Source organism: Zobellella aerophila (genome assembly GCF_039539325.1).
GTDB lineage: Bacteria > Pseudomonadota > Gammaproteobacteria > Enterobacterales > Aeromonadaceae > Oceanimonas > Oceanimonas aerophila.
Genome location: NZ_BAABCX010000005.1, coordinates 37,121 through 50,910, shown reverse-complemented (window position 1 = coordinate 50,910; position 13,790 = coordinate 37,121). Strand labels below are relative to the sequence as shown.

Sequence of the window (13,790 nt, the reverse complement as noted above, 5' to 3'; positions counted from 1 at the left end):
CATGACTATCGTCCTCAACCGGCGTTGGCGTGGCTGGTCCGGTTTTGCGGCGCGATGGCGGCTTCCCGCTGCAGCCACCAGACCAGGGCGACGACGGCCAGGCCCAGGGCATCGGAAAGCAGCGTCGGCCAGTACAGCAGCAGGGTGCCGGCGCCCAGCAGCAGCCATTCGTGGAGCCTGGTCTTGCGGCGCAGGTAACCCATGGAGAAGGCGCCGAAGGCGATGGTGCCCAGGGTGGCGGAGATGAAGGCCACCACGATTTCCAGCAGGGTGCCGTCCAGCAATATGGCCGGCACATAGGCGAACAGCAGCGGCATCACATAGAGCATCTTGGCGTATTTGAACGAGGTCCAGCCGGTCTTCCAGGGATCCGAGCCGGCGATGGCGGCGCCCGCATAGGCGGCCACGCACACCGGCGGGGTGATATTGGAGTCCTGGGACAGCCAGTAGACGATCATATGGGCGGCGATGGCGGCGACCCCGAATTCACCCAGGGCAGGTACCGCCAGCACGGCGACGATCAGATAGGCGGCGGTGACCGGTACCCCCATCCCCAGCACCAGCGAGGCCAGGGCCACCAGGCCCAGGGCCAGCAACAGGCTGTCACCGGCCATGGAGATGATCAGATCCGAGAACTGCAGGCCCATGCCGGTGAGTGAGATGGTGCCGACGATGACGCCGATCACCCCTATGGTGGCTCCGACGATCAGGGTATTGCGGGCGCCGACCTGGATGGCATCCCAGATCTCCTTCGGCCCCATGCGGGTTTCTTTATTGACCCAGCTGACCGCGATGCAGGACAGGGTGGCCCAGAACGCGGAGTTGCCCGCCGAGCGGCCGCTGAGCAGCAGCACCGTGATGATCACCAGGGGCAGCGCGTAGTACCAGCCGGTCTTGAACACCGTCTTCCAGTGGGGGATCTCTTCGCCCTGAATGCCCACCAGGCCGTGCTTCTTGGCTTCGAAGTGCACCATGCAATAGACCGACAGGAAGTACAGCAGCGCCGGCCCTATCGACAGGATCATGATGGTGGAGTAGGGGGTGCCGGTCAGCTCGGCCATCAGGAAGCCGCCCGCGCCCATGATCGGCGGCAGGAACATACCGCCGATGGACGCCGCCGGCTCTATGGCCCCGGCCACATGGGGTTTGAAGCCGGCCCGTTTCATCATGGGGATGGTAAAGGCGCCGGAAGAGACGGTATTGGCGATGGCGGAGCCGGACACCGAGCCGAACAGGGCGGAGGAGATCACCGCCACCTTGGCCGGGCCCCCGGTCGAACGGCCGGCCATGGCCAGCGGCAGATCGATAAAGAACTTGCCGGCGCCGGATTTCTGCAGGAAGGCGCCGAAGAAGATAAACAGGATCACGTAGGTGGCCAGTACGCTGGCCATCACCCCGAATACCCCGTTGGTGGTCAGGAACAGGGCGGTGGACAGCCGTTCGAAGCGGAAGCCCCGGTGGGCCAGGAGGTCGGGCAGGTAGGGACCGAACAGGGCGAAGGCGATCATGCCGACCCCGATCAGGGTGATCGACCAGCCCAGCACCCGGCGACAGATTTCCAGCGACAGCAGCAGGCCGACGATGCTGACCAGCATATCGACCTCGTTTTCGGCCCCGGCCCGGTAGTTGAGCACTTCAAACTGGCTGATCCAGTACAGCACAGTGCCGGCGGTCATGGCCGCCAGTATCACATCACTGGCGGTGGGGCTGTTGTGGTTACATCTGTTCAGCCATTGATCCAGGGGCAGCAGCACGGCGGCGAAGGGCAGTGTCAGCCACAGGGTATAGTGCAGCTTGTCCAGATCCTGTGCCATGGCCAGGCCCAGGCCGTCATACTCCCAGGTTTCCCGGAACAGGGTGAGCTGCTGGTAGAAGGCGGTGGGCGAGTCGTAGACCACAAAGCAGCTGACCAGTACCGACAACAGGCTGGCGGAAATCAGCGACAGGCCGCCGTGGGCGGTGCGGCTGCCGGCCGGGTACAGCAGAAACACCAGTACGAAGGTGATCAGCACATAGATACCCAGGTGGTACTGGGTGCCGAGGGCGGATACCCCGGCCCCGTAAAAATAGATCACCACCATGATGGCGGCCAGGGCCGACACCAGCCAGCCCCAGGGGCCGGTGAGCTTGCGCTCGGTCTTGGCATCTTTCTCCATCAGCGCCTTGAGCTTTTTCTGCTCCTCGTGGCTGAGGCTGTCGAGGGGTTGTTGAACGTTTGACATCATTACCTCTACTGGTTTCCCGGCTGCCTGCCTGGCGGTCCGGGTGGCCTATGGCCTTCCTTGTTTCCTGCCTGTGTCCGTATTGGCGGCCACAGGCGCTGGCATACGCATCACTTCCATGTAGCAAAGCCTGGGCCAGTTGTTTGTTTTTCATTAAAAAAGCGGGTCGCGGCTGTTGCGGAGCGGGTGTGTGATGACTCGTGTTTGTTAACGGGCGGTCGGCGATCTATGAAAATGGGTGGAAATCCGCCGGTCTTGCCGGGCGGATGGGGGGATTTCCGCCTTTTTACGCCAGGGGCGCCAAATCGGAGCGGGCGACAGCGGTGGGAAACGCGAGGCAGGGGGAGCAGCGGCCAGGGTAGGTAAGGCCCATGGGTGGATTTCCACCCATGGGCCTACGGAGCCGGCTTGCGCTCAGCCTTTATAGTCGTTTTTATCCAGGTCGTGTTTTTTCATCTTGTCGTACAGGGTCTTGCGCGGCAGCTGCAGGCTTTCCAGGGTGTCCTTGATCGAGCCGCCGTGGCGGGCCAGCTCGGCCTGGATCAGCATTTTTTCAAACTGGTCGACCCGGGCCGCCAGGCCCTGGCCAGGATGGCTGTCGGATTCGGTAATGGGCTGGTTGTCGAAGTCGAAGGTGCAGGCCTCGCCCAGCAGCACATAGCGTTCGGCCAGGTTGCGCAGCTCGCGTACATTGCCGGGCCAGTCGTGGCTGATCAGCCGATGGATGCGCTCCGCCGATAACGGCGGTATTTCCCGCTGATACTGGGCGGAGGCGAGCAGGGCGAAGTGTTGGAACAGCAGGGGAATATCCTGGGCCCGGGCCCGCAGCGGCGGGATATCGATACGCACCACGTTCAGCCGGTAGTAGAGGTCCTGGCGGAACTGACCGGCTTCCGCCTGGAGCCTGAGATCGGCCTTGGTGGCGGCGATGATGCGGATATCCAGGGGGATCAGCCGGTTGGAGCCGAGCCGCTCTATGGCCCTTTCCTCCAGCACCCGCAGCAGCTTGATCTGCAGGCTGATGGGCATGCTTTCGATCTCGTCGAGGAACAGGGTGCCGCCCTGGGCATGCTCGAATTTGCCGATGCGCTTGTCTTTGGCGTCGGTAAAGGCGCCTCTTTCATGGCCGAACAGTTCGGATTCGATCAGGCTCTCCGGCATGCCGCCGCAGTTGATGGCGACAAAATTATGCTCCCGCCGCGGGCTGTGCTCGTGAATATAGCGGGCCAGCAAATCCTTGCCGGTGCCGGTTTCGCCCATCAGCAGCACATCGGCCGGGGTGTCGGCCACCGTTTGTACCAGCCGGCGCAGCTGCTGGACCACAAGGGTGTTGCCGATGATACGCGGGCCCGGGGCGCTCTGGGCCTGCAGCTCCTGGCGCAGCCGGCGGTTCTCCAGGGTCAGGGCGCGTTTTTCCTGGGCCCTGTGTACCACATCCAGCAGCAGATCGGCGGAGAAGGGCTTTTCGATAAAGTCGTAGGCGCCGTTGCGGATGGCGCTCACCGCCATCGAGATATCCCCGAAGCCGGTGATCAGGATAACCGGAATAGCCGGGTCTATGGCGGTAATGCTGGCCAGCAGCTCCAGCCCCGAGGTGCCGGGCATATTGATATCGGTGATCACAACCCCGGCAAACTCGGGGTCGAGCAGGGTCAGTGCCTTGTCGGCCCGCTCACAGCTCTCCACCTGATAGTCTTCCAGTTCCAGGGTCTGGCCGGCAGAGAGGCGGATATGGGGGTCATCGTCGACCAGGATTACGGTACGGTTTGCGCTCACTGAGTGATCTCCGGTTGTCGGTCGGGCTGTCCGCGGTTGAGGGTCAGGGTAAAGACGGCACCGCCCCGGGGGTGGTTGCCGGCAGTGAGCTCGCCTTCCAGGCTGTCGACGATACGCTGGGAAATCGACAGCCCCAGCCCGAGGCCGGTCGCCTTGGTGGTGTAGAAGGGCTCGAAAATGTGCTCCAGCGCGTCCGGGCTCAGCCCCGGGCCATGGTCGCGCAGGCTCAGGGTCACGCGGTCGGCGGTGCTGCCCAGGCCGATATCGATCTCCGGTGCCGGCAGTTCAACCATGGCCTGCAGGCCATTGCTCAACAGATTCACCAGCACCTGTTCCAGCCGGCCGATATCGGCCCGTACACAATATTCTTCCAGCCCGGCGGGCCAGTTGATCCTGGCCTGCTGTTTTTCCAGCTGGCCGACCAGGATGGCCATCACCCCCTGGCGGGCCTGCTGCAGGTTGACCACGGCGTTGGCCTCACCGCTGTGCCGGGCAAATTCCTTGAGTGGCCGCAGGATATTGGCCATGCGCTCGGCCAGTCCGGCGATTTCGCCCAGGTTGGCATCAACCGCATCTGTCTTGTCCCGGGCCAGCAGCTTGCGGCCATTATCGGCGTAATGACGGATGGCGGTCAGGGGCTGGTTCAGCTCATGGTTGATGCCGGCGGACAGCTGGCCCAGCACCGCCAGCTTGGCGGCTTGGAGCAGCTCTTTCTGGGTTTGCCGGTGCTGGCTGATTTCCTGCTGCAGTCGCCGGTTGCTGTGGGTCAGCTCCCCGGTGCGTTCTATGACCCGTTGTTCCAGCGCCTCGTGCGCTTTTTGCAGCTGGGCGTCGAAGCGTTGCTTGAGCCGGCGGCGGGCCTGCAAAAACAGGATAAGCGCGGCCAGGGCCAGATACAGGGTCAGGCCGATGGCCAGGGTTTGCCAGATGCGGGTCTGCAGCGGCCGCAAGCTGGCCAGCACCGCCACCCGCATGCCGGCCTCGGGCATCGGCCGGCTCAGCAGAAGATACTGGCCCTGTCTGCCGTTGCCGGTGACATCTGGATCGCTCAGGGTCAGCAGGGTATCGCCTGCCGGGGTGGCCTGGTGGTGGATGATATCCAGCGGCAGCAGGGGCGCGTCGCCGTAACGCCGACTGGCGATAATCTGTCGGATATATTCGGGGGTCAGGTGGGGGCTCGCCGGTCTGGATACCGCCGGTGGCGCGAGCACATGATTACCATAATGTCGGCCGTTGGGTCTGGCCGGTGACAGGCGTGCCAGGGTACGAAAGCGCCAGTGGGCGCGGGTGGAGATAAAAATCACCCCGTCTTCGTCCATCACCAGGATATCCAGCAGGGGATCGCTCCAGCCGGCTTCTATGTCTTCCAGATCGATTTTGATCACGGCCACGCCGATGATCCGGTCGGCCAGTCGTACCGGGTAGGAAAAGAAGTAGCCGCGCACCCCCGAGGTATTGCCGAGGGCGAAATAGCGGCCCGCGGCGCCCGCTATCGCCTGCTGAAAATAGGGGCGGAAGCTGTAGTCGTTACCGATAAAGCTGTGGGCTTGGTTCCAGTTGCTGGTGGCCCGGGTGACGCCGGTGGCATCGATCAGGTAGCTGTCGGTGGCGCCCATGGTGTCGTTGGCCCAGCTCAGGTAGCGGTTGGCCCGTTTGAGCAGTGCCGGATCGTCGGGGCTCTGCAGCAGTTGCGTCAGCTGTTCCTGGCTGGCCAGCAGCCGGGGCAGGTCCTTGTATCTGTCCAGCTGGTGCTGCAGGTTGAGCATGTAGCGGCTGAGGTTGGCGTCGGCCCGGGCGCGGGTCTGCTCCATGGCCTGGAGGCGCGCCCAGCTGAACAGGCCATAGGCGAGCAGAGCCATGCCCAGCAGCAACAGCAGCAGGGTGATGCGGTGGCCGGATGAGCCGGCGGGCCGGGTATCGGGAGTTGAATGTATCATCAGGGTTAAATTATGCGCCTGACCGGTGCCGATTGAAATGGCGGTAACAGGCTTGCCTTGTGTATGCTTTCCCTTGAAGCGACAATAGCGGTTTTTAACCGGGACTCTGTTATGGCTTTTCGCATTCGTTACCATTACCGCAAGCAGCAAAAGGAGATTGGCTTCGCCAACGACAAGCATCACAGCCTGTATGATGCCATCGCCACCGCCGAGGGTCTGGATTTAAGCGATTTTCACCGGATGGAAGCCCAACTGGCCAACGTCAGCCGCAATGACCGCAAAACCATGAAGGATTTTCAGGAAGAATACTTCCGCAAGTTGGGTTTCAGCCAGATCAGCATCTTCCGGGAAGAAGGATAGGTTACTGCACCCACTTAGGCTTGATATTGCGCGGCGCCGAGTCGAGCTGGGCCAGCAGCTGCTCCGGTTGTTCGGCGACCACCAGCAGCGCCCGGTAATCAGCCTTGATAAAACCCTGGCCGATGGCGTGGTCGATCAGCGCCAGCAGGGGCTCGAAGAAACCGTTCACATTCAGTAGTCCCACCGGTTTGTTGTGATGGCCGAGCTGGGCCCAGGTCAGGATCTCGAACAGTTCCTCGAAGGTACCGAGGCCGCCGGGCATGGCGATAAAGGCATCCCCCAGCCTGGCCATCCTGGCTTTGCGGGCGTGCATATCGGCCACCACATCCAGTTGGGTCAGCCGGGTATGACTGATTTCGGCCCGGGCCAGGCTCTCCGGCATGACGCCATGCACCCGTCCGCCGGCGGCCAGTGCGCTGTCGGCCAGTATGCCCATCAGGCCGACCGAGCTGCCGCCATACACCAGTTCGAGACCGGTGCGGCCGATTTCCTCACCCAGGGCCCGGGCCTGTTGCCGATAGCGGGGGTCATTGCCCAGGCTGGAACCACAATAGACACACACTGCCTTGATGCTCATTGTTTCTCTCTTATGTTGGGAGGGAGTGCCACTTAGTGAGCATCATATCCGCCATCCGGTAACCTGTCTGCAGGACACCGATGCCGGATTCGCCCGCTCATATTTTTATATATAGCCGACAGACCCGGTGCCGTGTGCCGGTTTCTTCCTTCTATTGCAGCCTCAGCCAGGCCGGCACCCAGCCGAACCACAGGGCCAGATGCAGCAACACTATGCACCAGAACAGCACCTGGAAGCGGGCTTTCCGGGTCTTGTGCCGGAACTTGCGCTGGGCCAGCAGGCCGCCGGGCCAGCCACCCGCCAGATCCAGCAGGAGCAGCACCTTTTCCGGGATCCGCAGCTGTGACTTGCGGGCCCTGTGTTTGTCCAGGCCGTAGGCGACAAAGCTGGCGGCGCTCATGGCGCCGTAGGCCAGCAGGGGCCACCAGTTATTGATGTACCAGCCGCACAGCAGGCCGAGTAGAAAGGGCAGACCCGCCAGGAGCGAGATCAGTAAGGCCATGGAAATCTTCCAGGTTATCATCGGGGTTGCCAGAGGGCAGGACAGCCGGAGTGTAACAGCAGTATCCGGCGGTTTTCCTTTCATTTTATTAGTAATTTACAGCCTCTCGGCGGTTCTTGTAGAATGCCTGCGATTTCCTTGTTTCCTTTCCCTTCTTTAATTTGTGTGGTGCTATGGCTGCTGACGCTCAGGATCTGTCCAACGATGTAGGTGTTCGCCTAAAGGCAGTGCGCACCTTGCGTAATATCTCTCAGCGGGAGCTGGCGAAACGCACCGGCGTGACCCATTCCAGCCTGTCGCTGATCGAGCAGGGCAAGGTCAGCCCCTCGGTCAGTTCTCTGAAGAAGATCCTTGATGGCATCCCGATCACCGTGGGGGAGTTTTTTACCCTGGATCTGCAGAATACCGATCAGATTTTTTATACGGCGGACGAGTTGCAGGATGTGGGTTCGGGCAATCTGTCGCTGAAGCTGGTGGGTTATAACCGCAAGAATCGCGCCATGTCGTTTATTATCGAGACCTATCCGCCCGGGGCGGATACCGGCCATGACATGATGGCCTATCGCGGGGAAGAGGCCGGGGTGGTGATCGAAGGCGAGGTGGAGGTGATTGTCGGCGCCCAGGTGCGGGTGCTGAAGGAGGGGGACAGCTACTACTTCTCCACCACCCAGCCCCACAGGTTCCGCAATAACAGCGACCAGCCCTGCCGGGTGGTCAGCTGCTCGACCCCGGCCAAACATTTCTAAATGCCAAGACGAGGGCGCCACCAGGGCGCCCTCAACCTTAAGAGCCTGTTTACGGCCCTTCGCGGAGCTTGTCTGTTACGACCCAGCGAAGAGGCAACAGAGCTACCTCCACCGACCCTCCGCGCCGGGGTCGAAAAATGCTCCTGCATTTTCGACATTTCCGCTATCCATGGCGGTCAGATGGCGCGGCGGAGCCTCCTGATGGATTTACGGCGTGCCGGAGGAGTAGTGCCCTTTGCCGATGTTTACCCTCATCAAAAGCCAACAGGAACCTGTGACCAAAAGCAGGCCTGGAGCCTGCTTTTGGTAAAGGAAGCCTCAGTTTCCGTGCAGGGCTATCCAGGTGGTCTTCAGCTGGGAATATTCGCTCAGCGAGTGCAGCGACTTGTCCCGGCCGTTGCCCGACTGTTTGACGCCGCCGAAGGGCACCGTCATGTCACCACCGGCATAGTTGTTGACGTAGACCTGTCCCGACTCCAGCCGGCGGGAGGCAGTCAATGCCTTGTCCAGATCCCGGGTCCAGACCGCGGCGGCCAGGCCATAGGGGGAGTCATTGGCGATCTCGATGGCCTCGTCCAGGGTGTCGAAGCCGATCACCGACAGCACCGGGCCGAAGATCTCTTCCCGCGCTATGGTATGTCGGTTGTTGACCCCATCGAACAGGGTGGGGGGGAAGTAGTGACCGCCGCTGTCGGTCAGCACCGGCTCGCCGCCCATGCGCAGGCGGGCCCCTTCGTCCACCCCCTTGGCGACATAGCCGCAGATGGTATCCAGCTGGGCGGCGTCGACGATGGCGCCCATGCGGGTGGCCGGGTCGAGTGGATCGCCGGGCTGCAGCTGTTCCGCATAGGCGATGATGCGCTCGACCAGCTCGTCCTTGATGCTGTTTTCCACCAGCAGGCGGGAGCCGGCGATGCATACCTCGCCCTGGTTGTAATAGATGGCCATCGCCGCTTCCCGGGCGATGGTGTCCAGGTTGCCCGCGTCGGCACAGATGATGTTGGCGCTCTTACCGCCGCATTCCATGAAGGTACGCTTCAGGTTGGACTGGCCGGCATACTGGGTCAGCTGCTTGCCGACCCGGGTGGAACCGGTGAAGGCCAGGCAGTCGACGTCGTTGTGCAACGCCAGCGCCTTGCCCACCGTATGACCGAAGCCGGGCAGCACCTGGAACACGCCGTCGGGAACACCGGCTTCCCTGGCCAGCGCCGCCAGGCGGATGGCGCTGAGCGGCGATTTCTCCGAGGGCTTGAGGATCACCGAATTGCCGGCGGCCAGGGCCGGGGCTATCTTCCAGCAGGACATCATCAGCGGAAAGTTCCAGGGCACGATGGCGGCGACCACCCCCAGCGGCTCCCGGGTGATCAGCCCCAGGCTGTGCCGATCGGTGGGGGCCACCTCGCCATAGACCTTGTCGATGGCTTCGGCATTCCAGCCGATGCAGTTGATGGCGCTGGGCAGATCCACATGCAGGCTGTCGCCGATCGGCTTGCCCATATCCAGGGTCTCCAGCAGCGCCAGTTCCTCCTGGTGTTGCTCCATCAAGCGCGCCAGCTTCAGCAGGGTGCGCTTGCGCTCCGCGGGGGCACAGCGGGACCAGTCGCCCCGGCGGAAGGCGGCCCTGGCATGGGCCACCGCCAGCGCCGCATCCTGCTCGTCGCAGCCGGCGATCAAGGCCAGCGGCATGCCGTTGGCCGGATTGATGCTGGCGAAGGTGTCTCCGCCCACGGCGGACACATAGTCGCCGTTGATAAAGGCCCGGCCTTCCAGTTGCAGCCGTTCACTCATGGCCTGCCAGTCGGCCCTTGTCAATTGACTCATGTTCGACTCCTCAGAGGGCAATGCCCAGGCGCCGGGCGGTGGCATCCAGGCTGGCGCGGGCCAGGCTGATCAGCTGATCGATTTCTTCTTCGGTGATCACCAGCGGCGGCGAGACCACCATGGTTTCCCCCACCGAGCGCATCACTATGCCGGTCTCAAAACAGATATCCCGGCACAGGCCGCCGATGCCCGGCTCGAAGCGGGACAGGGTCACCTTGTCGGCGACCAGCTCCAGGGCGCCGAGCAGCCCCAGCGAGCGGGCTTCCCCGACCAGCGGGTGGCTGGCCAGCTCGGCCCAGCGCCGGGCAAAGTAGGGGGCGGCGATATCGCGCACATGCTCCAGCACCCGTTCCTGCTCCAGCAGTTCAATGTTGCGCAGGGCCACCGCGGCGCAGCTGGGGTGACCCGAGTAGGTAAAGCCGTGATAGAACTCGCCGCCCTCGTCGATCAGCAGATCGGCGACCCGGTCGCCGACCAGTACGCCGCCGATGGGCAGGTAACCGGAGGACAGCCCCTTGGCGATCGGCATCAGATCGGGCTTGATATCGAAGTGCTGGCTGCCGAACCACCGGCCCAGTCGGCCGAAACCGCAGATCACCTCGTCGGCGATCAGCAGGATGCCGTGCTGGTCACAGATGCGCTGGATTTCCGGCCAGTAGCTGGCGGGCGGAATAATCACCCCACCGGCACCCTGCACCGGCTCGGCAATAAAGGCGGCGACCCGCTCGACACCCAACTGCTGAATCTTCTTTTCCAGAGAGCTTGCCGCCAGCAGGCCGAATTCCTGCGGATCCATTTCCCGGCCCTCGCCGAACCAGTAGGGCTGGGCGATATGCTCGATATCGGGCAGCATGGGGCCGCCCTGCTGGTGCATGGGGGCCATGCCGCCGAGGCTGGCGCCGGCGACGGTGGAGCCGTGATAGCCATTCTGGCGGCCGATAATCACGGTTTTTTCAGGCTTGCCCTGCAGTTGCCAGTAGCGGCGGACCATGCGCACCACGGTATCGTTGGACTCGGAGCCGGAGCCGGTGAAGAACACATGGTTGATGTGGTCCGGCGCCAGTTCGGTAAGCTTTTTCGCCAGCTTGATCGCCGGTGGGTGGGCGGTCTTGAAGAAGTTGTTGTAATAGGGCAGTTCCTGCATCTGTCCGGCGGCGGCGTCGACCAGCTCCTGGCGGCCATAGCCGATATTGACGCACCACAGGCCGGCCATGGCGTCGAGGATCTTGTGACCATCGGCGTCGTAGATATAGATGCCGTCGGCCTTGGTGATGATGCGGCAGCCTTTCTCGTTCAGCTCCTTGGTGTCGGTGAACGGATGCAGGTGATGCCGGCTGTCTTCGCGGCGCAGTTCGCTGGTGTTATGGGTGTCCATGCTGTTTTCCTTACTTATGTCAAATGTCTGATCAGGCGTTAAATCGACGCTGGTGCTGGGCGCATGCCTCACCGAATGCTGTAAAAATAGCCCGATAGAGCGGGTGATGACGGGTCTGCCATTCCGGGTGCCACTGCACGCCGAGGGCAAACGCCAGGGACGGATCGCTGATGGCCTCGATCAGTCCATCCGGGGCCGTGGCATCGGCCGTCAGTCCCTGACCCAGGCGGTCTATGCCCTGCTGATGCAATGAGTTCACCCTGCTGCTGTGCAGGTCACTGATCCGGGCCAGCAGTCCCAGGGGATTCAGGCTGATGTCATGGGCCGGATGGTAATGTCCGTTGGTGTCGCCACCCTCCGGCTCCCGGTGATCGAGCATTCCCGGCCTGTCCTGCAGCCGATGGTACAGGCTGCCGCCATAGGCCACGTTCATTTCCTGGAAACCCCGGCAGATGCCCAGCATCGGCAGGTTCAGCTCCCGGGCCTGGCGGATCAGCGAGAAGGCGGAGCCGTCCCGGGCCGGATCGTGGCGACAATCTTCCGGGAGCGGAGGCCGGCCGTAATGATGAGGCTCTACATTGCTGTAGCTGCCGGTCAGGCAGATGCCATCCAGCCGGGCCAGTACCCCGGCCGGGATCCCTGTCTCCAGTGCCGGCAGCAGTACCGTGTCGACGCCGGCCGCCTCGACCAGCGCTGTTATGTATTTATTGACCACCATATGGCATCCGTGGCCTTCGATGGTCCGCTGGCAGGCGGTCACGCCGACCACAGGGTGTTGTTTAATTCTGTCCATGCTATCACCCGAACAATATTGTTGTTTGCTTATAATCAACGATTATTGTGCTCCGTTGATTATCTTCTACCAGCAGAGGAGAGCATAAGTGTTAATGAAATACAAAGCGAACATCGATAAAAAGCAGGGTAAAGGCTAAATAATGTGATCTGTGCACCATTGTGTTATGTTTTATTAACCACTTGTTATCGTGATCGCTTGTGCCGGTGTGTTTAATATCATATAACGACTTCTGTTTGGTTTGGTGAAAATAACACAACAAGGATATGCATATGGCGATCACCGGCATGCAAGAAGCCCAGGCTTTCCTGGAGCAGAACCCGGACATCAACTCCATCGATCTGATGATCGGCGATATCAACGGTGTGGTCCGTGGCAAGCGGATCCCGCGGGACAGCCTGCTCAAGGCCTATGAGGAAGGGATCTGCCTGCCTGCTTCCTTGTTCGCCCTGGATATCAACGGCAACACCATAGAAGAGACCGGGCTGGGGTTGGATCAGGGGGAAGCCGACCGACTGTGCTTTCCGGTGGCCGGTACCCTCAGCCGCACCCCCTGGCAGGACAGACCCTGTGCCCAGGTGCTGATGAGCATGTACGAGAACAACGGCGAGCCCTTCGTCTATGATCCGCGCCATGTGCTGCGGCGGGTGCTGGACAGGTTCGCCGAGCTGAAGCTGACGCCGGTGGTGGCGGTGGAGACCGAGTTTTACGTGGTCGACCGGGAACGGGATGAGCTGCAGCGGCTGCAACCGCCGGTGTCGCCGGTCACCGGCAAGCGGGACACCCAGTGCCAGGTGTATTCGTTGTCGGATCTGGACGACCACTGCGATTTTATCGAAGCCATCCATGAGGCTGCCCAGGTGCAGCGCTTGCCGGTGGATACGGCGATCGCCGAATGCGCGCCGGGCCAGTTCGAAATCAACCTGAAACACAGGGCGGATGCCATGCAGGCCTGCGATGAGGCGGTGCTGCTCAAACGGCTGATCAAGGGGGTGGCTGCCCGCCATCAGATGGATGCCACCTTTATGGCCAAGCCCTACAACCAGGAGGCGGGCAGCGGTACCCATATTCATGTCAGCCTGCTGGATGAGCATGGCAACAATGTTTTCAAGGGCGAGGCGGACGACACCCTGGGCAGCGACGCGCTGCGCAACGCCATCGCCGGCACCCTGGCGCTGATGCCCGAGTCGATGGTGATCTTCGCCCCCAATGCCAACAGCTATCGTCGCTTCCAACCGGGCTTCTACGTGCCCATGAGCCAGACCTGGGGCGCCGATAACCGCACCGTGGCGGTACGTATTCCCGGCGGCAGCGGCGAGGCCCGGCGGCTCGAGCACAGGGTGGCCGGGGCCGATGCCAATCCGTATCTGCTGATGGCCAGCATACTGGCCGGTATCCACTACGGCATCACCCGGCGGCTGACCCCGCCGGAGCCTGTGGTCGGCAACGGTTATGCCTCTCATCCGCCCAGCCTGCCGTCCAGCTGGATCCAGGCCCTGGAACAGTGGCAGCGCAACGAGCTGCTGCCGGAATACCTGGGGCGGGAGTTCTGCCGGGTGTATCACGCCAACCGCTACGGCGAACGGCTGCTGTTTATGCGCCATGTCAGTCCCCAGGAATTCGACTGGTATCTGCGATCGGTATAAGCACGGCAGGATTAACAAGCAGCATCCGACTTCTA

The 13,790-nt window shown here is 62.2% G+C and carries 11 protein-coding genes; 3 read left to right on the top strand and 8 right to left on the bottom strand.

All coding sequences use genetic code 11. The features are described 5' to 3' along the window. Positions 1 to 14: 14 nt before the first annotated feature. From ABD806_RS15095 to ABD806_RS15085, 3 genes are all read right to left on the bottom strand, one after another. Positions 15 to 2,225, bottom strand: a complete 2,211-nt coding sequence (locus tag ABD806_RS15095) for a TRAP transporter permease (protein ID WP_344959509.1) — start codon at positions 2,223 to 2,225, stop codon at positions 15 to 17. A gap of 411 nt (positions 2,226 to 2,636) precedes the next feature. Then, positions 2,637 to 3,998: a sigma-54-dependent transcriptional regulator gene (locus tag ABD806_RS15090; protein ID WP_344959507.1), complete on the bottom strand. Its 1,362-nt coding sequence runs from the start codon at positions 3,996 to 3,998 to the stop codon at positions 2,637 to 2,639. After that, on the bottom strand, positions 3,995 to 5,935 hold the full coding sequence (locus tag ABD806_RS15085; protein ID WP_344959505.1) for a sensor histidine kinase: 1,941 nt from the start codon (positions 5,933 to 5,935) through the stop codon (positions 3,995 to 3,997). Before ABD806_RS15085 ends, ABD806_RS15090 begins: the two co-directional genes overlap by 4 nt. A gap of 111 nt (positions 5,936 to 6,046) precedes the next feature. Here ABD806_RS15085 and ABD806_RS15080 point away from each other — a divergent pair, with 111 nt between their 5' ends. After that, positions 6,047 to 6,295: a DUF2960 domain-containing protein gene (locus ABD806_RS15080; RefSeq protein ID WP_344959503.1), complete on the top strand. Its 249-nt coding sequence runs from the start codon at positions 6,047 to 6,049 to the stop codon at positions 6,293 to 6,295. 1 nt (position 6,296) lies between these two features. On the opposite strand, the gene ABD806_RS15075 is transcribed toward ABD806_RS15080, so the two are convergent. Beyond that, positions 6,297 to 6,872 (bottom strand): LOG family protein, encoded by a 576-nt coding sequence (locus ABD806_RS15075; RefSeq protein WP_344959501.1) that lies wholly within the window; start codon positions 6,870 to 6,872, stop codon positions 6,297 to 6,299. A 151-nt stretch (positions 6,873 to 7,023) separates the two neighbouring features. Next, complete coding sequence (locus tag ABD806_RS15070) at positions 7,024 to 7,374, bottom strand: DUF1294 domain-containing protein (RefSeq protein ID WP_344959499.1); 351 nt, start codon at positions 7,372 to 7,374, stop codon at positions 7,024 to 7,026. A 173-nt stretch (positions 7,375 to 7,547) separates the two neighbouring features. Here ABD806_RS15070 and ABD806_RS15065 point away from each other — a divergent pair, with 173 nt between their 5' ends. Continuing rightward, on the top strand, positions 7,548 to 8,120 hold the full coding sequence (locus ABD806_RS15065; protein ID WP_344959497.1) for a cupin domain-containing protein: 573 nt from the start codon (positions 7,548 to 7,550) through the stop codon (positions 8,118 to 8,120). Positions 8,121 to 8,438: 318 nt separating this feature from the next. On the opposite strand, the gene ABD806_RS15060 is transcribed toward ABD806_RS15065, so the two are convergent. The 3 genes from ABD806_RS15060 to ABD806_RS15050 are packed head-to-tail and all read right to left on the bottom strand — an operon-like array spanning position 8,439 to position 12,109. Next, complete coding sequence (locus tag ABD806_RS15060) at positions 8,439 to 9,941, bottom strand: aldehyde dehydrogenase (RefSeq protein ID WP_344959495.1); 1,503 nt, start codon at positions 9,939 to 9,941, stop codon at positions 8,439 to 8,441. A 10-nt stretch (positions 9,942 to 9,951) separates the two neighbouring features. Next, positions 9,952 to 11,316, bottom strand: a complete 1,365-nt coding sequence (locus ABD806_RS15055; protein ID WP_344959493.1) for an aspartate aminotransferase family protein — start codon at positions 11,314 to 11,316, stop codon at positions 9,952 to 9,954. 31 nt (positions 11,317 to 11,347) lie between these two features. Continuing rightward, positions 11,348 to 12,109, bottom strand: a complete 762-nt coding sequence (locus ABD806_RS15050) for a gamma-glutamyl-gamma-aminobutyrate hydrolase family protein (RefSeq protein WP_344959491.1) — start codon at positions 12,107 to 12,109, stop codon at positions 11,348 to 11,350. 272 nt (positions 12,110 to 12,381) lie between these two features. On the opposite strand from ABD806_RS15050, the gene ABD806_RS15045 reads away from it, so the two are divergent. Continuing rightward, positions 12,382 to 13,755: a glutamine synthetase family protein gene (locus ABD806_RS15045; protein WP_344959489.1), complete on the top strand. Its 1,374-nt coding sequence runs from the start codon at positions 12,382 to 12,384 to the stop codon at positions 13,753 to 13,755. Positions 13,756 to 13,790 lie beyond the last annotated feature (35 nt).

Excerpts from the sequence above, each read along its gene's own strand:
- ABD806_RS15050 (WP_344959491.1), bottom strand. The coding sequence starts at position 12,109 with ATGGACAGAATTAAACAACACCCTGTGGTCGGCGTGACCGCCTGCCAG.
- ABD806_RS15075 (WP_344959501.1), bottom strand. The coding sequence starts at position 6,872 with ATGAGCATCAAGGCAGTGTGTGTCTATTGTGGTTCCAGCCTGGGCAAT.
- ABD806_RS15095 (WP_344959509.1), bottom strand. The coding sequence starts at position 2,225 with ATGATGTCAAACGTTCAACAACCCCTCGACAGCCTCAGCCACGAGGAG.
- ABD806_RS15055 (WP_344959493.1), bottom strand. The coding sequence starts at position 11,316 with ATGGACACCCATAACACCAGCGAACTGCGCCGCGAAGACAGCCGGCAT.
- ABD806_RS15085 (WP_344959505.1), bottom strand. The coding sequence starts at position 5,935 with ATGATACATTCAACTCCCGATACCCGGCCCGCCGGCTCATCCGGCCAC.
- ABD806_RS15070 (WP_344959499.1), bottom strand. The coding sequence starts at position 7,374 with ATGGCCTTACTGATCTCGCTCCTGGCGGGTCTGCCCTTTCTACTCGGC.
- ABD806_RS15065 (WP_344959497.1), top strand. The coding sequence starts at position 7,548 with ATGGCTGCTGACGCTCAGGATCTGTCCAACGATGTAGGTGTTCGCCTA.
- ABD806_RS15045 (WP_344959489.1), top strand. The coding sequence starts at position 12,382 with ATGGCGATCACCGGCATGCAAGAAGCCCAGGCTTTCCTGGAGCAGAAC.
- ABD806_RS15080 (WP_344959503.1), top strand. The coding sequence starts at position 6,047 with ATGGCTTTTCGCATTCGTTACCATTACCGCAAGCAGCAAAAGGAGATT.
- ABD806_RS15060 (WP_344959495.1), bottom strand. The coding sequence starts at position 9,941 with ATGAGTCAATTGACAAGGGCCGACTGGCAGGCCATGAGTGAACGGCTG.